Origin of the sequence: Micromonospora sp. NPDC049049 (genome assembly GCF_040649115.1) — a bacterium.
In the GTDB taxonomy this organism is placed as follows: Bacteria; Actinomycetota; Actinomycetes; order Mycobacteriales; family Micromonosporaceae; genus Micromonospora.
Window position 1 is genome coordinate 200,213 of the sequence record NZ_JBEZEX010000006.1, and the last position, 20,201, is coordinate 220,413.

A 20,201-nucleotide genomic window follows, 5' to 3' on the forward strand; every position below is an offset into this window, starting at 1 on the left:
ATGCCCACCACCGCCACCCCGCAACCCGGGGCCCCGGTCGACCCGTACCGGGCGTACAACTTCCGACTGCTCATCAACGGCGTCACCAACGGCCACTTCACCGAAATGACCGGGTTGGAAGTGAACATCCCCGGGCAGCCGTACCGGGAGCACGGCCTGGGTCGGATGCGGATGGTGCCCGGCCAGGCCGAGTACGAGCCGGTGACCCTGCACTTCGGCCTCACCGCCTCCCGCGAGTTGTGGGACTGGGTGAACGCCACCGCCCAGGGCACCCTCAACCGGCGCAACGTCTCCGTGGTGCTGCTCGACTCGGTCGGGACGGCCGAGGTGCTGCGCTGGAACCTGATCGACGCCTGGCCGACACGGTGGCGCGGGGCACACCTCAACACCCTCAGCCACGAGATCGCCATCGCCTCGCTGACCCTGCGCTACGAGGGCCTGGAGCTGGAGACCGGCGGTGCCACCGCGCCGACGCCCGCGTAGCTGGCTGGCCGGCCGACTGCGCTCGGCGGCCGGAGCGGTGCAGCGCCTCGCCGGGCGGGTCGAGCCTGCCGGCCACCTTCCGCCGCCGTCGCAGACGCCCGAGGCGGCCCCACGCCGTTTCGGGGAACCGCCGCGGCACTGGCTGGACCTGGTCGCCGCCCACGCGCCCGGGCTGCTGCACGACCTGGACCTCGACCCGCCCCCGGCCGGCAACGCCGGGGCCGGGGTCCGGGACGGCGGGCAGGGCGACCCGACCGGTCGAATCGACGCCGAGGGCGCGGACCCGGTCGCGAACGCCAGGTCCGGCAGGCTCAGCGGGCTCGGCGGATCCGGCAGGCTCGGCGGGCTCGGCAATGAGGTGGGCGTGGGCGGTCCCGGTGCGAGCGGGGACAACGGGCCGACCAGGTCGCGGGCCGAGGGCCGCACCGGCAGGGCGGCCCGCCCGTCGCGAGCCGGTGACCAGCCCGACGGTACGCGGACCGATGCTGCCGGCCCGCCCGGCGACGGAACGCCCTCGTCCAACTCGGACCTGACCACCCCGCCGGCGGGATCCACCTGGCCGGACGCGTCGACCCCGCCAGCCGGATCGACCTGGCCGGCGGAACCGGGCGCGGCGGTGCCTCCGGTACGGCGGACGGCCCGCGTCGACACCACTGCACACGACACCACGGCCCACGACACCACGGCCCCCGACGCCACGGCCCACGATGCCGCGACCGTCGACAGCACGGCCCTTGACGCGAGCGGGCTGCCCCGGGCGGACGGACCCCGACCGCCGGTCCGTTCCATGGTCTTCGGGCCGCACGGTGCGCCGAGCGACCGCCCGCACCGGGTCGAGGCCACCCGAACCACCTCACACCCACTCCGGGACGCACGGCGGTCCGGCGAGGTCGACCACCAGCGTTCCACCAGCTCGTTTCCCGCGCGACCCACCACCGACCGGCTCCCGGGTGGCCGCGACGGGTTCGGGGGCCACTCGGACGGTCAGCCCCGGCCCAGGGAGGACCGGAGCGGGCACCCGCGTGGCGATGCGCAGAACGCGGCCCGGACGTCTCGAGCGGACGCAGTGGCTGTGCGGGGCAGCGACGGGAACGGGCCGACCCGGGGCGGGGTCGACGCATCCTGGACCGGGTGGACGGCGACGAGCGCCGGGACTGCGCGCGGTGACCTGGATCGCCTGGCGGACCGTGGACCGTGGCTGGCACTGCCCGGTGAACCGGCGCCACCCGGGCACCCGGCCGCACGGCGCGACGCGGGGACGGGAGCGGCCGGCGGCGGACGACCGACGGGCATCGACGAGCCGCCGCCCCGCCCAGCGGCCCGGAGCGTCGACCCGTGGCCGGCACTGCCCGACGACTCCGCACTGTGGTCGGTCGCCGGGGCGGCGCTGGACACCGCCCAGCTGACCCGACTGGACCGGGAACAGGCGGGTGACTGATGGAACGCGTCGCCTTTCTCATCGACTCCTCCGGCGTTCGGGTGGACTGCCTGCTCAACCCGGAGACCGTGCAGGTGACCCGGCTCGCCGGCGTACGGCAGCGGGGTGCCGGCGGCGGGCAGCTCACCGGGGCCGGTCTGGCCGACGACCCGCTGGTCTTCACCGGTGGTGGCCGTACCGAGCTGGTGCTCGACCTGCTCTTCGACGTCGACTTCGTGGAGGCGCAACTGCGTCCGGCCGACGTTCGGGTGCTCACCCGTCCGCTGTGGATGTTGGCGGAGAATTCCACTGCCGAGCATGGTTGGTTGCGACCGCCGTTGGTCCGGTTGGTCTGGGGCAAGACCTGGAACGTGCCAGGTGTGATCGTCGCGGTGGCGGAACGGTTCGACGCGTTCACCGGCACCGGGTCGCCGCGGCGGTCCTGGCTGCGGCTGAAGCTGGTCCGCGCCGCCGAGACGGCCGATCAGGCCGAGGCCGGCTTCGCCGAGGAGTTGGCCGCCGCGAGCACCCCGACCGCCGCGCCGGGCAGCGCGGTGATCGCCGCTGGTGACGGCGCGGCCGAGCCGGGTCGCTCCGGTGTGCGTTTCGATCTGCTGGCCAACGACGCGCTGGGCTCGCCGCTGCGCTGGCGGCTGCTGGCCGAACACAACCGGATCACCGATCCCCTGGCCGTGCCGGCCGGCACCACTCTCGCCGTGCCACCGAGCGCCGGCACCGCTCCGGTGACCGGGTTGGCGCGGGCGGTGGCGGGTGTGGTGGGCGCGGGAGCGTCGTACCTGGGCGCCTCGATCGCCGACGCGCCGTGGAACGCGCCGACCGGCCCGGCCGCCGCCACCCCGAGCGCGTCCGGCAGTCCCGGGGGTACGCCGTGACCAGCCTCGCGCCCCGGGCGTTGGTCGTCCTGCTGGACGGCGTCGAGCTGGTCGGCGCGGCTCGTCAGCGGGTCCGCTCGGTGCGGGTGGCGGCCCGGCTCAACCAGCCCACCCAGACCGAGCTGGTGCTCGCCACCACCGCCGCGACCGGCGCGTTCGACCCGCCGGTACGCCCCGGCACGGCGCTCGACGTCCGGCTCGCCGACCACGAGGACGCCCTGTTCACCGGCGAGGTCACCTGCGTGGAGGTGGAGTTCGCCGCCGACGGGGCGGCAGTGCTGCGGTTGCGGGCGTACGACCCGCTGCACCGGCTGCGCAAGCGGCAGGGGTTGCGGGTCTTCACCTCGGTGACCGCCGCCGAGCTGGCGCAGGAGTTGTGCGGCGCGGTGGGGCTGGCGGTGACCGCCGAGGTCGACGGCCCTCGGTTGGAGCGGCTGCTCCAGCACCGGCACAGCGACCTTGAGCTGCTGCGCGAGGTGGCTGGCCGGGCCGGGCTGCACCTGGCCGCCGACGGTGACGGTGTCCGGCTGGTCACCCTCGCGGGCTACGGGGAGCCGGTCACGTTGACGCTCGGCGCGGGGATGCACAGCCTCCGGGTTGCCCTGAACACCGACCAGGCCAGCGGTGCCAGTGCGGCCCTGGGCTGGCACCCACAGCGGGCCGAGGTGATCAGCCAGCAGGTCGACGAGGCGCGCTGCGGGCGACCCGCCGACGACCGCCCGGACCCGGCCGATGTGGGCGCCGACGGCGTTCGCACCGCGGTGGACCAGCCCGGCCGCAGCGACGACGAGTTGGCGGCGCTGGCCCAGGCCCGCCTCGACAGCCGCGCGGCGGCGCTGGCAACGGCCGAGGGGGTGGCCGAGGGCGACCCGGCGCTACGGCCGGGCCGCCGCGTCGACCTCGGCGGGGTGCCCGACCCGGTCGCCGGGACGTACGTGCTGACCGAGGTCGTGCACACCGTGGACGGCAACGGGCACCTGACCCGGTTCTCCACTGTGCCGCCGGCCACCCCGGCGACCCCGACCGGCGGCGCGGTGGTCACCCTCGGCAGCGTCACTGACGTCGCCGACCCGGACGGGCTGGGCCGGGTCCGGTTGACCCTGCCGGCGTACGGGGACCTGGACGCCGGCTGGCTGGCCGTGCTCTGCCCCGGGGCCGGGCCGGGCAAGGGCCTGGTGGCGCTCCCCGATCCGGGCGACACGGTGCTCGTGGTGCTGCCCGGCGGCGAACCGGCCTCGGGCATCGTGCTCGGCTCGCTGTTCGGCGCGGTCGAGCCGTACGACGCGGGCATCGACGACGGAAAGGCCCGCCGCTGGACGATGCGCACCGCCGGCGGACAGTCGATCGTCGTCGACGACGTACGGCGCAGCCTGCGGCTGGGCACCGAGGGCGGCAGCTTCTTGGAGCTGACCCCCGACCTGGCCACCCTGCACGCGGCGGCCGACCTGGTGATCTCCGCACCCGGCCGGGCCATCGTGGTGCGCGCCCGCAGCGTGGACTTCCTGCACGCCGCCTCGACCGAGGACCCGACCACCGCGGCGGAGCAGGCCCGAACGCTTGCCCGCGCCCACCACGAAGGAGGCGGCTGATGCGCTGGATCCACCGGGACTCCGTGATCACCTGCGATCACGACGGCCGGGTCGAGAACCGACCCTCGCGGGAGTGGGTGACCGTCACCGGTGTGCCCGTGCTCGTCGACGACGACCCGGAGGGACGCAAGATAGTCGCCTGCCCGAACTACGGCCCGACCATCAAGCCGTGCACCACGACACTCACCGTGCGCGTCGGATACAGCGACTGGGTTCGCGTCGACGGGCACCGGGTGGTGCTGTCGCACCTGGAGGGGTTCACCAACGGCACACCGCCGGGGCTGGTCAAGCACACGGTGCGCGACCCCCGCCAGCAGTTCCTGGGGGCGGACCGATGAGGGCGTTCCGTTTCGTTGGCGCCGGCTTCGACGCCGGACGCACCGGCGGGTTGGCGCTCACCGCGGCCGGCGGCCTGGCGATGACCGATGGCGACGAGAGCGTACGGCAGGCGCTGTTCCTGCTCCTGTCGACGACGCCGGGCGAGCGGCTGATGCGACCCGGGTACGGCTCCCGGCTGCACCGGTTGGTCTTCGCGCCCAACGACGACACGACTGCCGGTCTGGCCATTCACTACGTCCGGCAGGCCATCGCCCGGTGGGAGCCCCGGGTCGAGGTGATCGACGTGGACGCCGGGCCGGACCCGGACGACGCGTGGCGCCTGGTGATCCGGTTGGACTACCGGGTGCGGGCCAGCCTGACACCCGGGCAGCTGGTCTTCTCCGTGGATCTGCTCCCCGTCGACGAGCCCGCTGAGGGAGGAGCGTCATGACGCTGCCCGTGCCGCACCTGGACGATCGCGGTTTCCTCGACCTGGTCACCGAGGCCCGGGAACGGATCCGGCAGTCCTGCCCGGCGTGGACCGACCTGTCGGCGCACGACCCCGGCATGGCGCTGGTGGAGACGTTCGCACACCTCACCGAGGTGATGATCTACCGGTTGAACCAGTTGCCGGAGAAGGCGTACGTCTCGTTTCTGAACCTGCTCGGGGTCACCCGCCACGCGCCGACAGCGGCCTGGGCGGACGTCCGGTTCACCCGTACCGGCACCGACCGCGGCGCGGTCCGGATCCCGGCCGGGCTGCGGGTCGCCGCAGCCCGGGGCGCGGACCCCCGGCCGGTCGTGTTCGTCACCACCGAGCCGACGCTGCTGCCCGCCGACGAGACGTCGGTGACGGTGCGGATGCACCACTGCGAACCGGTCGAGGCGGAGCTGCTCGGGGTGGGCACCGGCCAGCCGGGGCAGGTGCTGCGCGCGACGCACGCGCCGCTGACACGCACCGCCGAGGCACTGGACCTGCTGCTCGGGGTGGAGGTGGCGGCCGGCACCGTCGAGCTGGGCGCGGCGGCCCGCGAGCACGACGGCCGCACGTTCGAGATCTGGCAGCCCGTCGACAGCTTCGCCGGGCTCGGCCCGCAGGCCAAGGCGTACCTGGTCGACCGGTGCTCCGGCACTGTCATCTTCGCCCCGGCCCTCGACCTGCGACCGCCCGCCGGGACGACCCCGCACGGCGAGGCCACCGCCGACGCGGCCGCGCCGACGAGCACCGCGCCGCCGGTGACCGTCGCGGCGGTGCCGCCGGCCGGACGGCAGATCCGGCTCTGGTACCGCGCCGGTGGCGGGCCGACCGGCAACGTGGCGGCGGGCACGCTGACCAGCCTGCGCGACCCACTACCCGGGGTACGCGTGGACAACCCCACGCCGGCGGCCGGCGGCCGGGAGATGGAGGCGCTGGAGTCGGTGCTCCTGCGCGGCCCGTACGAGTTCTTCGCCCAGCAACGGGCGGTCACCGCCCGCGACTTCGAGGTCCTCGCGACCAGCTCCGGCGCGGTGGCGCGGGCGCGGGCGTTCACCCGCGCGGCGGTGTACAGCTTCGCCCGGCCGGGCGAGGTCGAGGTGGTGCTGGTGCCGTACGTGCCGGAGGCGGCCCGACCGGGCGGGCGGCTGCCGGTGGCGGTGCTGCGCGAGCACGAGGTGCCCGAGGCGCGCCACCGGGTCGAGGCGGACCTGGAGGAACGCCGGATGGTCGGCATCCGCTCCCGGGCCACCTGGGCACGGTTCAAGGCGGTGTCCGTGCGGGCCCGGGTGGTGGTCCGCCGCGAGGAGGACGTTGACGCGGTCCGCCGCCGCATCCACGACCGGCTGCACCAGACGTTGAGTCCGCTGCCCACGGCGCTCAACCCGACCGGCTGGCCGTTCGGCGAGCCACTGCGGGCGTCCAACGTGTACCGGCTGCTGGAGCACGCCGAGCCGGGGGTGCGCTACGTCGAGTCGGTGCGGTTTGTGGTCGACGAGGCCCCCGACGCCGACGTCCGCGCCCTCGCCGTGGACCAGTACCAGCCGCGCACCTGGTACGCCGGGCGCGGCCCGGTGCTGTTCCGCTCCAGCAACGGAGGCGCCGGTTGGGAACCGGCCGGTCGCTTCGACGACGAGACGGTGCTGCGGGTGGCGCCCGCGCCCGCGCCGGTACGGCCGGGCATCGTCGCGCGTCCCGGCTCGGTGGCCGTGGTGACGCTGCGCGCCTCGGGCGGCTCCCGGGTGCACCTGAGCACCGACCTGGGCGAGACGTGGTCGCTGCTCACCGACCTCGACTCGCGGATCTCCGACGTGGCCTGGCTGGACCGCGACGGCGCGGGCGCGCTGCTGGTGGCCACCGACACCGGCCTGTACGAGGTGTCGCTGCTGCCCGGGGCGGTGCCGTTGCAGATCCTGGTCGACCCGTCCGACGCCGACCGGGGCTTCTACGCGGTCCGCACGTTCGTTTCCGAGCGGGGTGCGCCGGGGGTGGCGGTGGCGGCGCAGGCCAGCTTCGGGGTGTACCTGTCGACGACCGGCGGCCGACCCGGCAGTTTCACCCACGTCGGGCTGGCCAACGTGGACAACCGGGTCCTCGCCGTGCAGTACGACGGCCCAGCCACCCTGCTCTGGAGCGGCGCGGGCGAGCCGGATCCGAAGAAACCCGGGCAGGGCTGCCACCGCACCCGGCTGTTCGAGTCGGACGTGAAGTGGCAGTCGATGCAGAGCGGGTGGATCGGCGGCACCTGCCGGGACCTCGCGTTCGTCGGTCAGCAGGCGGTGGCGGCCACGCAGAGCGGTGGGGTGCTGCGGCTGGACACCCTGGCCGCCCAGCCGCAGTGGCAGGCGGTGTCGGTCAACTGCGGGCTGCCGTTGCGGGACCGGACCCGGTTCGTGCCGGTGGACGCCATCGCGGTGAGCGGCCCGACGGCCGGAAGCGCGGCCGCTGGCGGCACCGGCGCGGCGGAGCGGCTGATCCTGGCCAGCGGCGAACGCGGCGTGCACCGCAGCGCCGACGCCGTCACCTGGACGCCCAGCGCCAACCAGGCCACCGCCGACGTGGTGACCGTCCCGGATACCTGGCTGCTCTGCTCCGGCGAGCACGACATCGAGGTGGTGCGCCAGGATGCGACGTTCGGCGATTGAACGGCTGCTGCCCGCCGCCTACCAGCGGGCCTGCGTGCCCGGCAGCGTGCTCTGGGCGCTGCTGGACGTGATGGAGGGGCTGCACGCCCCGGACGAGGCGATCCTCGCCGAGGTGGATGCGCTCTTCGACCCGTACCGGGCGCCGGACGGGCTGGTCGTGCGGTTGACCCGCTGGGTGGCGATGGATCACGTGGTGGCCTCGCCCCGACCGGACACCCCGCTGCCGCTGCCGGTGGGTCGGCTGCGCGACCTGGTGGCCAACGCCGCCCTGCTGGCCCGCTGGCGCGGCACCCCGTACGGGATGCGCCGGGCCCTGGAGTTGGCCACCGGGTTGTCGGGCTTCGCCATCGACGAGCCTCCCGAGCGGGCCTTCCACGTCGTGGTGCGGGTGCCGGTCGCCGCCGCCGGTCAGCTCGCCGTGATCACCCGCATCGTCGAGGCGGAGAAACCCGCCTCGGCCACTGTCGAGATCGTCCTGGAAGAGGAGTCGTCATGACCACCGAGTGGGCGGTCGTCGCCGCCGCCGAGCAGTTCACCCTCGACCCGCGCAACAGCGGCGAGCTGACCTTCACCGTCTCCAACCCGGGCAACGCGCCGGACACCGTGGTGTTCGACGTGGCACCCGGTGACGGCTCGCAGCGGGCCTGGTTCACCGTCGCCGAACCCCAACGCGTGGTACCCGGGCAGGGCTCGGTGTCGTTCCTGGTCAAGCTCGCCGTGCCGGCCGGCACCGCGCCCCGGCGCTACGACATGACCGGGTTCGCGTACTCGGCCAACACCGCGCCGGAGGAGAGTTCCCGCTCCAGCGGCCGGGTCACCTACGAGGTGCGGGCGGTAGCGCCGCCACGGCGTACCCCGTGGTTGTGGATCGCCGCCGCGGCGGCGTTGGTGCTGGTGGTGGTCGCCGTGGGGGTGGTGTTGCTGACCCGCGACGGCGAGCCGACCCCCGGCGAGCCGCGGGTGGTCACCGTCGAGGCGGAGAGCCTGGTGGAGGGCGCGCTGGTGGAGTCTCCGACGAAGAGCGCCGCGAAGGTGGAGGCGCAACCCAACTGCTGCGGGGTGACCTGGTCCGGCGACAAGCAGTTGTTCTTCCAGGGGTTGGCCATCGGCGACAAGGTCACCGTGACGGTGCAGATCCCGGCCGACGGCACCTGGCGTTTCACCACGGTACGCACCACCTCCCTCGACTACGCCAACACCGTCTTCGTCATCGACGGCCGCCAGGTCGGGGGGACGTTCCTCGGCTTCACCCCGACGGTGCGCAAGACGGAGTTCCTGGACGTCGGCACTGTCCAACTCACCAAGGGCCCGCACCAGGTCACGCTCCTGGTGGTGGGCAAGACGCAGGGCACGAACCGCTACTTCGCGGGCGTCGACGAGATCCGGTTCACCGAGGTCGTGGCGCAGGCCGTGGCGCGATGAGTGGACGGCAGAAGGCGCTGCTGGGGTTGTTCGCCGTCCTGCTGGTCGCGCTGTTCGTGGTAGCGGCCGGAACGAGCCGCGACGACCGGGGGGATCCGGGGGCCCGGCACGGGTTCGTCGACCGGTTGGGCGCGCTGGGCGGCGAGCGTTCCGCTGTGGATCCGCTGACGGTCAGCGCCGACTGCGCCGACGAGACCGGCCGGCTGGCGTTCTCCGGCAGTTGCGTGGTGCGGGTGGCGGATCCCGGCGGGCTGCGCACCCTCGTGCTGCGCAGCGCGGCACGGTTCACGGTCGTCGCCCCGGCGCCCGGCGACGCCGACCTGACCATCCGCGACGAGGTCGAGCCGGCCGCGGACGGCACCGGCGCGGTGGCGAAGATCGCCGTCGACCAGGCCACCGAGGTGGGCCTGGCCTGCCCCGGCCTGGGCGGCTGCACGGTCGTCGTGGCCACCTCCTGAATCGACAGGGACCGAGAGGAAGGTGCCGCCGTGGGTGATCTGCGCAAGCCGTTCCTGCTGATGGCCATGCTCGCCATCGTCCTGGCGATCGGGGTGGAGCTCGGCGCTGGGCTGCTGCTCGGCGGCGCCGACGCCGGCGCGGCCCTCGCCGACAGCGCCGGCGCGCTGGACGTGGAGATCGACGACGTGTCCGGGGTCAGCGAACCGTCCGGTCGGGGCACCGGCTACCTGGCGCTGATCGACGCGGTGGCGGTCTGGAGCACCGGGCTGTTCTGCCTGGGGCTGCTGCTGCCCGAGCGCGTCCAGGGTCGGGTGCAGGGCGTCGCCAGCCTGATCTTCTCGATCATCCTGATCATCGTCGGGTTGGTCGCGCTGGTCGTCGCGTTCGTCGAGCTGATGATCATGGTGTCGCTGTTCCTGGCCGTCCCGTTCGGCACCCTGGCCTACCTGGCGCTGTGGGGCTTCTTCCCGGTCGGTGAGGCGGCGGTGCTGCTCGGGCTGGTGCTGCTGCTCAAGCTGGTGTGGGCCGGGATGCTGGTGCTGGCCCAACCGCGTTTCCTGCAGAACAAGGGCCTCGTCCTGCTGATCCTCACCACCCTGCTGTGCACTGTCGTGCTGGAGTTCCTGCACAACCTGGTGCCGGTGATCCTGGTCAGCATCGTCGACGACGTGGCGGCGCTGGTCTTCGCGATCATTGCGATCATCTGGGGCCTGGTGCTGTTGATCGGCTCCATCCCGGCGATCGTCAAGGCCATCCGGGTAACGGCCGCCCTTCCGAGCCGTTGACCTTAGCGGTATCGGCAGCGCCTGGGTCGATTGTCTGTGACCCTGACGGCGTGGACGAGACGCCGGGCCGCGACGCCGTGGAGCTGCGCGTGCACGGCATCTCCGGCGTCACCGCCGAGCGGATCCTCGATCACCCGATCGTGACCCGGGTCGCCGGGAACACGCATGCGGGCTTCTTCCGGCCCCGGCCTGGCAGCGGCACCGCCGGCGGAGCCACCGACGGGGTTGCCGTCGAGGCGTACCGCTGGGGTTCGCTGACCGCCGGCGCGGCGGTACGGACGGCCTCGATGTTGCTGCTGCTCCCCTTCATGTTGAGCAACCTGGCGATCTGGCTCCGGCCGGCGGGGCACGACAGGTGGGGGCTGCTCGGCCTGCTGTGCCGGGTGCTCGCCGGCACCCTCACGGCCACGTTCGTGCTGGCGGCGGTGGGCGTCACACTCGACCTGGTCGGCTGGCAGTGCGTGCCGTACCCCGGGTGCCGAGCCAGCCGCCCCTACCTGGCCTGGTTGCACACCGTCCCGACCGGGCCCCGGCTGGCCCTGCTGTCGATCGTCCCCCTGCTGGCGCTGTGGGTCGTCTGGGCCATCGGCACCCGGTCGGCGCGGGCCTTCGAGGGGTTCGGCCCGTCGGCGGCGCAACCCCGGTCCGACGACCGGGACCAGAGCCTCACCGACGCCGGTTTCTGGCAGGACGCGCACGTCACCGGTTGGCTACGGCAGGTCCATGTGGTGCTCGGCATCGGGACGCTGAACGTCGCACTGCTGGCCGGCGTCGCACCGGGCGGGATCGGTCACGTCGTGCTGTTCGTGATCGCCGTCGGCCTGCTCGGGGCTAGCGTGGTGCTCCTCGCCCTGCCCGTGCCGACCACCCCGGTGCGGGCCCGACGGATCCTGCGAACCCTGTGGGCGACCACAGCGGTGACGACCGTGTTGTGCCTCGGCTCGGCCACGCTGGCGGACGCGACACCGTCCGGCTCGGGCAAGCTGCCCGGGTACGAGGGCGCCGCCGCGGGGGTGGTCGCCACGCAGGGTGTCCTGCTCGTCGTGCTCACCGTCGTCACTTACGCCCGCCAGCGTGCCGCCCCCGGCGACGAGCGTCCCGTCCTGCGCGGGCTGGGCACCCCGGTCATGGCTGCGGCGGCGGTGAGCATCGGCGCTGCCTTCACCGCGACTCTGGTCTACCGCGTCGCCGACGCCCTCGACCACGGCGACATCCCCGACCCGATCCGGCCCAACCCGCCGATCGTCGGCCCGCTGGACCCGCCGGTGGCCTACTGGTGGGCAGCGCTCGCCGGGCTCGCCGCGCTGCTGATCGGCGCGGCGGTGACCTCCGTGACCCTCCTGCTGAGCCGACGACGGCGGCGGCGGTTGGCGGCACGGATCATCGAACGGGACTACCCCGACGTGCCGGCGGCGGACGCGCACCGGCTGCGCCTGGTCCGGGAGACCATCGCCCGGTCCCGGGTCACCGAGGAGCTCGGCCCGGTGCTGCTCGCGTTCCTGTTGATCGCGTCGCTCGGGCTGGCCACCGTCGCCTTCGACGTGATCGGGATCGGTCCCACCCAGCTCGCGGACCGGCTGGGCGGGGACGGCCGCGCGGCCGTCGTGCTCGCCTACGTCACCGACGCCGGTGTCTGGGTGATCAGCCTGCTGGTGATCTGCCTGCTGATCCTCGGGTTCCGCGCGTACCGGTCGGCGCAGACCCGGCGGGTGGTGGCGGTGCTGTGGGACCTGGGCACCTTCTGGCCCCGGACGGTCCACCCGTTCGCGCCGCCCTGCTACGCGGCCCGCGCCGTCCCGGAGCTGGCGAAACGGGTCACCGGGCTCACCGCGCGGGGCCCGGTGGTCATCTCCGGGCACAGCCACGGCTCGGTGCTCGCCGCCGCCACCATCCTGCACCTACCGCCGGCCGTGCTGACCCGGGTGTCGCTGTTGACCTACGGGTCACCGCTGCGGCGCACCTACGCGCGGCTCTACCCCGCGTACTTCGGACCGCGGACGCTGCACGACCTGGGTGGGCGGATCGGGTGGCGGTGGCGCAACCTGTGGCGGGACACCGACCCGATCGGCGGGCCGATCTTCCCGCCGGGCTCGCCCGGAACACCGCCGGACGTCGACGTCCGACTGCGTGATCCCCGCAGCCTGACCATCGACCCGGCGGACACCGTGCCGCCGCCGATCGAAGGACACTGGCCGTACCACACCCAGGCCGCGTACCAGGTCGCGATCCGTGAGCTGATCGACCGGTCCGGTTGATCCGCACTCACGGCGTCAGCGCGACCAGGGCCGTCACCGCGTCCCGGTCCAGGGTCCCGTCGGCCACCCACACCCGGTATCGGCCGTGCCGGCTCCCACCGGCCGGCACCACCGCCGGACGGTCGAACGCGAACGCCACACAGACCCCCGGATACATCCCGGTCCGCACGAACCACCTGTCGTCGCGGCCGAGCCCCGAGAAGACCAGGGTGTACGCCCCGCCGCCCGACCGGGCGCCGGTCAGCGCGAGCCACGACGCCGCGCTGCCGTTGACCGTCTCCTCCCCGACCGCGTCGGCGGTGAACACCGCCGGTTCGCCGTCGGCGGCGGCCCGCCAGAAGAACCCGCCGTAGCCGGCCCCACCCTGGCGGCCGTTGGTGGCCGGACTGCCCAGCCGGATCTCCCGGTCGTCCGGGGCGACGAGGACGGACTCCACGTCGAGGCGCCAGGCGTCCGGCGTGACCACCGACGCGGCGAGCCACCTCCGCTCGGTCAGCAGCACCCCGCCGGTCCGGTCGCGCCACTGGAGATCGTGCGCGTACCGACTGGGGGTCCGTTCGACCTCACCGGTGTGCGCGATGACGCCGTGGTCGTCGCGCCAGGTGTAGCCGAGGTCGCGGACGTAGGTGCGCCCGCCCCAGAGGTTGCTGCCGTCGACGTCCTGGACCGCGAGGGACGCGCCGAGGTGCCACACGTGGTCGGCGGGGAGCGCGTCGGTGACCACCGTTCCGCCGAGCGTACGCACCGGGTGCAGGTACGGCCGGGGACCGTGCCGCGCGTCCAGCGCCGGGTCGAGCACGTACTCGGCCACCTCCGTGGCCCCGACCGTCAGCCGCACCGGCTCCCCGCTCACGGCAGCTCCCCAGGACCGGCGACGGCGACGGCGACCGGCCGGCGATTGGCGACGGCGTGCAGGGCTGCCACCGTGTAGCCGGCGAGGATCGGCACCGCGACCGGGGTGACCAGGACGGTGAGCAGCCCGGCGAGCGTGACGAGCCCGGTGAGCGCCGCCCAGCGGGTGGGCGCGTCGAGGCAGGCGCGCGCGGCGGAGCGGGCCGAGGCCCGCCACCGCACGCCCCCGTTGCCGCCCACCTCGACGACGACCAGCCCGGCGTACCCGGTCAGGCCGGCCGCGACCAGCGCCGTCACCAGCAGCGCAGCCGGCCCACCCGGCACCCGGCCGGTGGCCAGCGCCGCCAGGTCGGCGGCGAGCAGCGCGGTGGCGGCGAGCGCGAGCAGGCTGACCGGCACACCGGGCAGCACCGCGCGGCCGAACCGGCGCACTGTCGTGCGTGCCGAGGGCCAACTGCCGGTACGCGTCCAGTCGTGCACCGCCGCGCTGGCCGTGCCCGCCGCCGCGGCGGCGGTGAGCAGGGGGACCGCCGCGAGGGTCAGCAGGATGCCCAGCAGTGCCAGGTCCGCGGCGTCGCGGGCGACGTCGCGCCAGTCCCGCTGCCCGCCGGTGTCCACGGGTTCAGCCCTTGATGCCACTGGTGTTGATCCCCTCGACGAGCATCCGCTGGAACGCGACGAAGAACAGGAAGACCGGCAGCAGCGACAGCACCGACATGGCGAACATCGGGCCGACCGCGCTCTGGCTGGTCGAGTCGATGAACAGGGTCAGCGCGACCGGGACGGTGTAGTCCTCCAGTTGGGACAGGAAGACCAGTTGGCGGAAGAAGTCGTTCCAGGTCCAGATGAACGAGAAGATCGCCGTGGTGACCAGCGCCGGGCGGCTCAGCGGCAGGATGATGTGCCGGAAGATGCCGAACGGGCCGGCGCCGTCGATGCGGGCCGCCTCGTCCAGCTCCCGGGGTACGCCCCGCATGAACTGCACCATGAGGAAGACGAAGAACGCCTCGGTGGCCAGGAACTGCGGGATGAGCAGCGGCAGGTACGGCCAGTCACCGCCGACCAGCCCGAGCGTGCGGAACAGGATGTACTGCGGCACGATCAACACGTGCTGCGGCAGCAGCAGCGTGCCGATCATGACGGCGAACCACATGCCGCGCAGCCGGAACCGCAGCCGGGCGAAGGCGTACGCGGCCAGCAGGCAGGAGAGCCCGTTGCCGACGACGGTGAGCAGGCTGACCATGGCGCTGTTGAGGAAAAATCGGCCGAAGCTGACGTCGAAGTTGGACCACCCGGCGGTGTAGTTGCCCGGGGTGAACCGTTCGGGCAGCAGCCCGACGTTGTTGACGATCTCCTCCTGGGACTTCAGCGAGGTGCCCACCATCCAGATCAGCGGGTAGAGCACCACGGCGACGATCGCCACCAGGATCAGCAGTCGCAGCACGGGCCGGCCGCCGGGGCGTCGGCGCACGTTCGGCGGCGCTGCGGTCGTCGGGGTCACCGCCACCATCACCGGTCCTCCCCGTCGGAGTAGTGCACCCAGAACCGTCCGGTGCTGAAGAAGATCGCGGTGATGACCGCGATGGCGAGCAGGAACACCCAGGCCATCGCCGAGGCGTAGCCCATGTTGAGGTCGGTGAAGCCGGTGATGTAGAGGTTCAGCGTGTACATCAGGGTGGAGTCGACCGGCCCGCCGGTGCCGTTGCTGAGCACGAACGCGGCGGTGAAGCCCTGGAAGCCGTTGATGGTCTCCAGCACCAGGTTGAAGAAGATGACCGGGGAGAGCATCGGCAGGGTGACGTTGCGGAACTGGCGGAACCGGCCGGCCCCGTCGACGGACGCGGCCTCGTACAGCTCGGTGGGCACCTGCTTGAGCCCGGCCAGGAAGATCACCATCGGTGCGCCGAACTGCCAGATGGCCAGCACCATCAGTGTTTCGAGGGCCCAGTCGGGGTCGTTGACCCACGGTTTGCCGGTGATGCCGAAGAGACTCAACAGCGAGTTGAACGCGCCGTCGCGGTTGAACATGTTGACCCAGACGATGGCGAGCGCGACGCTGCCGCCGAGCAGGGACGGCAGGTAGAACAGCCCGCGGAACAACCCGACGCCGCGCCAGGCGCGGTTGAGCAGCAGCGCCACGCCGAGCGCCGCGGCCAGCTTCAGCGGTACGGCGATCAACGCGAAGGTCAGCGTGACCCGCACCGCGTGCCAGTACGACGGGTCGGCGGTGAACATCCGCTCGTAGTTGGCCAACCCCACCCACTCCACCTCGGAGAAAGGGGTGAGGATGTCGTAGTTGGTGAAGCTCAGGTAGAGCGACAGCAGCATGGGGATCGCCGTGACACCCATCAGGCCGATGAGCCACGGCGACAGGAAGACGTACCCCGCCAGACCTTCGCTGTGCCGGATCCGTCCGGGCCCACGCCTCTGCGCGTGGGCCCGCACGGATCCGGGGCCGCGTCGGGTCGGGTCGGGCGCCGTGGTCAACGCCACGAACAGCTCCTCTCCTCGCCTCGCCTCGCGGGCGGTCAGGCGATGGCGGACTTGCACGCCTCGATGAACTGGGCGGCGGCCTCGGCGGGGGTGGCCCGGCCGTACTGCGCGTTCTCGGCGGCCTTGATCAGCTCGGACTTCACCTTGCTGTGGCCCTTGATCGGCACCTGTGGCGACTCGCCGAACTTCTGGGTCAGCTCCGCCTCGACGGCGATGGACTGCTTCATGGCCGGGTCGGTGGTGTCGTCGCTGACGACCCGGCGCAGGTCCAGGTTGGACGGCAGACCACGGTCGGTGCCGAGCAGCTTGACCGCTTCGACGTCGTTGTTCAGGAAGTTGATCACGTCGACGGCGACGTCCCTGTTCTTGCTGCCCTTGAACACCGACCAGTACATCGAGGCACGGGCCCACTGCGCGCTCGGGTCACCGGGGTAGGCGATCACGCCCAGTTCGTCCTTGGTGTTCTTCTTCAGGTCCGGCATCTGGTTGGCCCAGACCCAGGAGGTCGCCGACTTGCCGGTGACCACCAACTGCTTGGTGACGTCGCTGGAGTTGCCCTCGTGGATGACGTCGGCGCTCGGGGTGGCCTTGCGGTCCCGGGCGCCCTTCCACAGGTCGAACCACTTGGTCACGTCCTCGGCCGTGAAGCCCAGCTCCTTGCCCTTGTAGAGGTCCTTGCCCTGTTGGCGCAGCCAGACCCAGAACGCCTTGTAGTCGGCGCTCGGGTCCTGGGTGCCGGGCACCTTGGTCTTCGCGGTGACCTGCTCGGCCCAGGCGATGTGCTGCTCCCAGCTCATGCCGGTGGTCGGCTCGGGCAGGTTGTGCGTGGTCAGCAGCGTCTTGTTGTAGACCAGGCCCTGGGTGTTCTCCCCGGCTGCCAGGCCGGCGAGCTTGCCGTCGACGACGCCGTACTTCCACAGGCTCTCGGGGAACTTGGAGGTGTCCAGCTTCCCGGACTCCTGGTAGGAGGTCAGGTCGAGCGTGGTGTTGCGGGCCGCGTACTCGGCGAGGTAGTTGTCGTCGATCTGGAACAGGTCCGGCGGATTGCCGCCGGCGGTGAGGGTGGCCAGCTTGTCGAAGTAGCCCTGGTTGGCCTGCCAGGTCTTCTCGAAGGTCACGTTCGGGTGCTTCTTGGTGTAGAGCGCCAGCGCGTCCTCGGTCAGCTTGGCCCGGGCGTCGCCGCCCCACCAGAAGATCGAGAGCTTCACCGGCGCGTTCGGGTCGGCGGCGCCGCCGTCGTCTCCGCAGGCGGCAGCGCCGAACATCAGCGGTGCGGCGACCGTCACGGCGAGCAGGCCACGCAGCAGGTGCCGCCGGGGCAGCGGGGTACGGTGGGCGCGCCCGACGGGCGCGTCAGTGGTGGGGGGCGTTGCGGGGTGCATGTGCGCTCACTCCTCGGCATTAGGAGGCGACGGCGTCACCGGTGGCCGCAGTCGGGGTGCCCGGGTCCGCAGGGCAATGCGGGCCCGGGCCACGTGGTGCGGCCAGGGGACGTGCCGGTCGGGCGTACGGGCCCGGACCGGTCGAGTCGCGGATGACCAGGTCGGTCTGGAGCATTACCTGTGCGGTGGTACGACGGACGCCGAGCGCCGTGCCGGCACCGGACCCCCGCGCACCGCGCGGTGACTCGATGTCCTGTTGCAGCAGCATGTCGACGGCCGTCCGGCCGGCGGCCCCGGTGGGTGTGGCCACCGTCGTCAGTTTGGGGCGGGTCAGCCGGCTCAGGGTGATGTCGTCGACCCCGACGACGCTCACCTCCTGCGGCACCCGGACCCCGAGCGCGTCCAGCCCTTCGATCAGGCCGATCGCCATCAGGTCGTTGTAGGCGAGCACTGCCGACACGCCGCTGCGTCGCACCTGCTCGGCGACGGCGGAGCCGCCGACCTCGGTGGGCGCGTTGGGGCCGAGGATGGTCAGCTCCGCGCCGCCGGCTCGGGCGGCGGCGCCGGCGGCACGGCGCATCTCCCGGTTGGTCCACGAGCTGCGCGGTCCACCGAGCAGCGCGATGCTGCGGTGCCCCAGGCCGACCAGGTGCTCGATAGCGGACCGGGCGCCCTGCCCGACGTCCATCAGCACGCAGGGCAGGCCGGTCACCTGGCGGTTCACCACGACCAGTGGCACCTCGCGGCTGAGCTGCTCGATCAGGCTGTTGCTCATCCGGGGGCTGCACAGCAGCACGCCGTCCACCTGCTTCGCGAGGGCGTGGACCAGCTCTTCCTCGGCGGTCGGGTCCTCGTTGGTGTCGGCTACGAAGACGTGGTAGTCGCGGTGCCGGGCCTGGCTCTCCGCCGCCTTGATCAGCGGCGGGAAGAACGGGTTCGCGATGTCCGCGATGATCAGCCCGATGTTGTGCGTCCGCCCGGTGATCAGGGCCCGGGCGGCGCGGTTGGGCCGATAGCCCAGGTCCTCCGCGCAGGCCAGCACCCGGACCCGGGTCTCCGGGTTGACCAGGTGTGGAGCGGAGAAGGTGCGGGACACGGTGGAGATGTGCACACCGGACGCCCGGGCGACGTCCCGGATGGTGACTGGCACGGCGGCCCCTTCGTCCGATGTGGTGGCGGTCACGCAGGTGTGGCCCATTAATGCAAACGGTTGCGCCAGTGTCAACGGTCAATGATTACGGCTTCGTTGCGCCCACACTCCCCTTGGTCACCTTCAACCCCTCAAACGCCGACAAATGACGCCGATCACGCCATCTTCGTTGACGTGAACGCATCGATCGTGATTACTTCACTGCAAACCTTTGCAGCACCCACGGGAGGCGACCGCATGTCACCGAGAGCCGCCGGACGGGTCCGGTACGCCGTCGTGGGCACCGGCGCGCGAGCCGAGATGTTCGTCCGGGCGCTGGTGCTCGACCACGCCGACACCACCGAGCTGGTCGCCTTCGCCGACGTGAACCAGGCCCGGATGGACGCGCACAACCGCTGGCTGGGCGAGCTGGGTCACCGCCCGGTGCCCACGTACCCGGCCGGTGACTTCGCGACCATGCTGGACGCCGAACGCGTCGACGTCGTCCTGGTCACCAGCGTGGACGTCACCCACGACGAGTACGTGGTGGCAGCGCTGCGCGCCGGCCGGGAGGTCGTCACCGAGAAACCGATGACAGTGGACGCGGCCCGCTGCCGGCGGATCCTGGACACTGTCACCGAGACCGGCGGGCGGGTGACAGTCGCCTTCAACTACCGCTACAACCCGCTGCACGAACAGGTTCGCCGGCTGCTCGCCGAGGGCGCGGTCGGCGAGATCGGCTCGGTGCACTTCGAGTGGTTGCTCGACGTCCGCCACGGCGCCGACTACTTCCGCCGCTGGCACCGCGACAAGGCCACCTCCGGCGGACTGATGGTGCACAAGGCCAGCCACCACTTCGACCTGGTCAACTGGTGGCTGGCCGCCACGCCCGTCGAGGTGTACGCGGCCGGCCGACTCTTCTTCTACGGCGAGGACGGTCGCCGGCACGGGTACGCCCGCGACTACGACCGGGCGCACGGCTCCCCCGCCGCCGCCGACGACCCGTTCGCCCTGCGGCTGGACGCGCATCCCCGGCTACGCGAGCTGTACCTCGACGCCGAGGCCGAGGACGGCTACCAGCGCGACCGCAACGTCTTCGCGCCCGGGGTGAGCATCGAGGACGACATGGCGGTGCTGGCCCGCTACTCCACCGGCGCCACCATGACCTACCACCTCACCGCGTACGCGCCCTGGGAGGGCTACCGGGTGATGGTCAACGGCAGCCGGGGCCGACTGGAGCTGAACGTGGCCGAGAACGACTACGTCGACCGGGGCACGGCCGGCGCGGTCAAGGGGGCCGCCCTGCACGGTGCCGAGGCGCCGGCCGAGGGCGGTGGTGCGACGCTTACCCTGCGCCCGTTCTGGGCCCCGCCCCGGCAGATCCCGGTGGAGGGCCGCAGCCGGCACGGGCACGGCGGCGCGGACGCCCGGATGACCGGGGTGCTCCTCGGCGGTCAACCCGACCCGTTGGGCCGCGCCGCGACCGCCGACGACGGCGCGTTGGCCCTGCTCACCGGTCTGGCCGCCAACCGGTCCTTCGAGACCGGCCAACCCGTCCGCGTCGCCGACCTGCTCACCCCCCGCTGACACAGGAGACGAGGAGC

General features: G+C 72.8%; 19 protein-coding genes. 13 read left to right on the forward strand and 6 right to left on the reverse strand.

Annotated features, from left to right (window positions below; genetic code table 11):
- Genes AB0B68_RS09500 through AB0B68_RS09555 form a run of 12 tightly spaced genes read left to right on the forward strand, consistent with a single transcriptional unit; the run spans position 1 to position 12,741 of the window.
- Positions 1–483, forward strand: coding sequence for a phage tail protein (locus AB0B68_RS09500; RefSeq protein WP_030327509.1), 483 nt, complete (start codon positions 1–3; stop codon positions 481–483).
- Positions 458–1,921, forward strand: a complete 1,464-nt coding sequence (locus tag AB0B68_RS09505; protein ID WP_357258905.1) for a hypothetical protein — start codon at positions 458–460, stop codon at positions 1,919–1,921. Before AB0B68_RS09500 ends, AB0B68_RS09505 begins: the two co-directional genes overlap by 26 nt.
- Complete coding sequence (locus AB0B68_RS09510) at positions 1,921–2,793, forward strand: hypothetical protein (protein WP_357258909.1); 873 nt, start codon at positions 1,921–1,923, stop codon at positions 2,791–2,793. Before AB0B68_RS09505 ends, AB0B68_RS09510 begins: the two co-directional genes overlap by 1 nt.
- Complete coding sequence (locus AB0B68_RS09515) at positions 2,790–4,382, forward strand: contractile injection system protein, VgrG/Pvc8 family (RefSeq protein WP_357258912.1); 1,593 nt, start codon at positions 2,790–2,792, stop codon at positions 4,380–4,382. The genes AB0B68_RS09510 and AB0B68_RS09515 overlap by 4 nt, the downstream gene beginning before the upstream one ends.
- Positions 4,382–4,720 (forward strand): hypothetical protein, encoded by a 339-nt coding sequence (locus AB0B68_RS09520; RefSeq protein ID WP_355007388.1) that lies wholly within the window; start codon positions 4,382–4,384, stop codon positions 4,718–4,720. The genes AB0B68_RS09515 and AB0B68_RS09520 overlap by 1 nt, the downstream gene beginning before the upstream one ends.
- Positions 4,717–5,151 carry a GPW/gp25 family protein gene (locus AB0B68_RS09525; RefSeq protein ID WP_357199255.1) on the forward strand — a complete coding sequence of 145 codons (435 nt, stop codon included), beginning with the start codon at positions 4,717–4,719 and terminating at the stop codon, positions 5,149–5,151. The genes AB0B68_RS09520 and AB0B68_RS09525 overlap by 4 nt, the downstream gene beginning before the upstream one ends.
- Positions 5,148–7,820 (forward strand): putative baseplate assembly protein, encoded by a 2,673-nt coding sequence (locus AB0B68_RS09530; RefSeq protein ID WP_357199258.1) that lies wholly within the window; start codon positions 5,148–5,150, stop codon positions 7,818–7,820. The genes AB0B68_RS09525 and AB0B68_RS09530 overlap by 4 nt, the downstream gene beginning before the upstream one ends.
- A complete protein-coding gene (locus AB0B68_RS09535; protein WP_357199261.1) occupies positions 7,801–8,316 on the forward strand; it encodes a phage tail protein in 516 nt (171 codons plus the stop codon). The genes AB0B68_RS09530 and AB0B68_RS09535 overlap by 20 nt, the downstream gene beginning before the upstream one ends.
- Positions 8,313–9,242 (forward strand): hypothetical protein, encoded by a 930-nt coding sequence (locus tag AB0B68_RS09540; RefSeq protein ID WP_357258915.1) that lies wholly within the window; start codon positions 8,313–8,315, stop codon positions 9,240–9,242. Before AB0B68_RS09535 ends, AB0B68_RS09540 begins: the two co-directional genes overlap by 4 nt.
- Entirely contained in the window at positions 9,239–9,700 is a 462-nt protein-coding gene (locus AB0B68_RS09545) for a hypothetical protein (protein ID WP_357258918.1), read from the forward strand. Before AB0B68_RS09540 ends, AB0B68_RS09545 begins: the two co-directional genes overlap by 4 nt.
- A gap of 30 nt (positions 9,701–9,730) precedes the next feature.
- On the forward strand, positions 9,731–10,486 hold the full coding sequence (locus AB0B68_RS09550) for a hypothetical protein (RefSeq protein WP_355007383.1): 756 nt from the start codon (positions 9,731–9,733) through the stop codon (positions 10,484–10,486).
- 50 nt (positions 10,487–10,536) lie between these two features.
- Positions 10,537–12,741: a hypothetical protein gene (locus AB0B68_RS09555; protein ID WP_357199271.1), complete on the forward strand. Its 2,205-nt coding sequence runs from the start codon at positions 10,537–10,539 to the stop codon at positions 12,739–12,741.
- A gap of 7 nt (positions 12,742–12,748) precedes the next feature.
- On the opposite strand, the gene AB0B68_RS09560 is transcribed toward AB0B68_RS09555, so the two are convergent.
- Genes AB0B68_RS09560 through AB0B68_RS09585 form a run of 6 tightly spaced genes read right to left on the reverse strand, consistent with a single transcriptional unit; the run spans position 12,749 to position 18,618 of the window.
- Positions 12,749–13,594, reverse strand: a complete 846-nt coding sequence (locus AB0B68_RS09560; protein ID WP_357258921.1) for a PmoA family protein — start codon at positions 13,592–13,594, stop codon at positions 12,749–12,751.
- Positions 13,591–14,211: a hypothetical protein gene (locus AB0B68_RS09565; RefSeq protein WP_357258924.1), complete on the reverse strand. Its 621-nt coding sequence runs from the start codon at positions 14,209–14,211 to the stop codon at positions 13,591–13,593. The genes AB0B68_RS09560 and AB0B68_RS09565 overlap by 4 nt, the downstream gene beginning before the upstream one ends.
- Positions 14,212–14,215: 4 nt before the next feature.
- Positions 14,216–15,103 carry a carbohydrate ABC transporter permease gene (locus AB0B68_RS09570; protein ID WP_355007379.1) on the reverse strand — a complete coding sequence of 296 codons (888 nt, stop codon included), beginning with the start codon at positions 15,101–15,103 and terminating at the stop codon, positions 14,216–14,218.
- Positions 15,103–16,086: a sugar ABC transporter permease gene (locus AB0B68_RS09575; protein WP_357230040.1), complete on the reverse strand. Its 984-nt coding sequence runs from the start codon at positions 16,084–16,086 to the stop codon at positions 15,103–15,105. Before AB0B68_RS09575 ends, AB0B68_RS09570 begins: the two co-directional genes overlap by 1 nt.
- 35 nt (positions 16,087–16,121) lie before the next feature.
- Positions 16,122–17,468 carry an extracellular solute-binding protein gene (locus AB0B68_RS09580; RefSeq protein ID WP_357258927.1) on the reverse strand — a complete coding sequence of 449 codons (1,347 nt, stop codon included), beginning with the start codon at positions 17,466–17,468 and terminating at the stop codon, positions 16,122–16,124.
- Between the two features lie 19 nt (positions 17,469–17,487).
- Entirely contained in the window at positions 17,488–18,618 is a 1,131-nt protein-coding gene (locus AB0B68_RS09585; protein WP_357258930.1) for a LacI family DNA-binding transcriptional regulator, read from the reverse strand.
- A 237-nt stretch (positions 18,619–18,855) separates the two neighbouring features.
- Between AB0B68_RS09585 and AB0B68_RS09590 the strand changes: the two genes are divergently transcribed.
- Positions 18,856–20,184, forward strand: coding sequence for a Gfo/Idh/MocA family oxidoreductase (locus tag AB0B68_RS09590; RefSeq protein ID WP_357258933.1), 1,329 nt, complete (start codon positions 18,856–18,858; stop codon positions 20,182–20,184).
- Positions 20,185–20,201 lie beyond the last annotated feature (17 nt).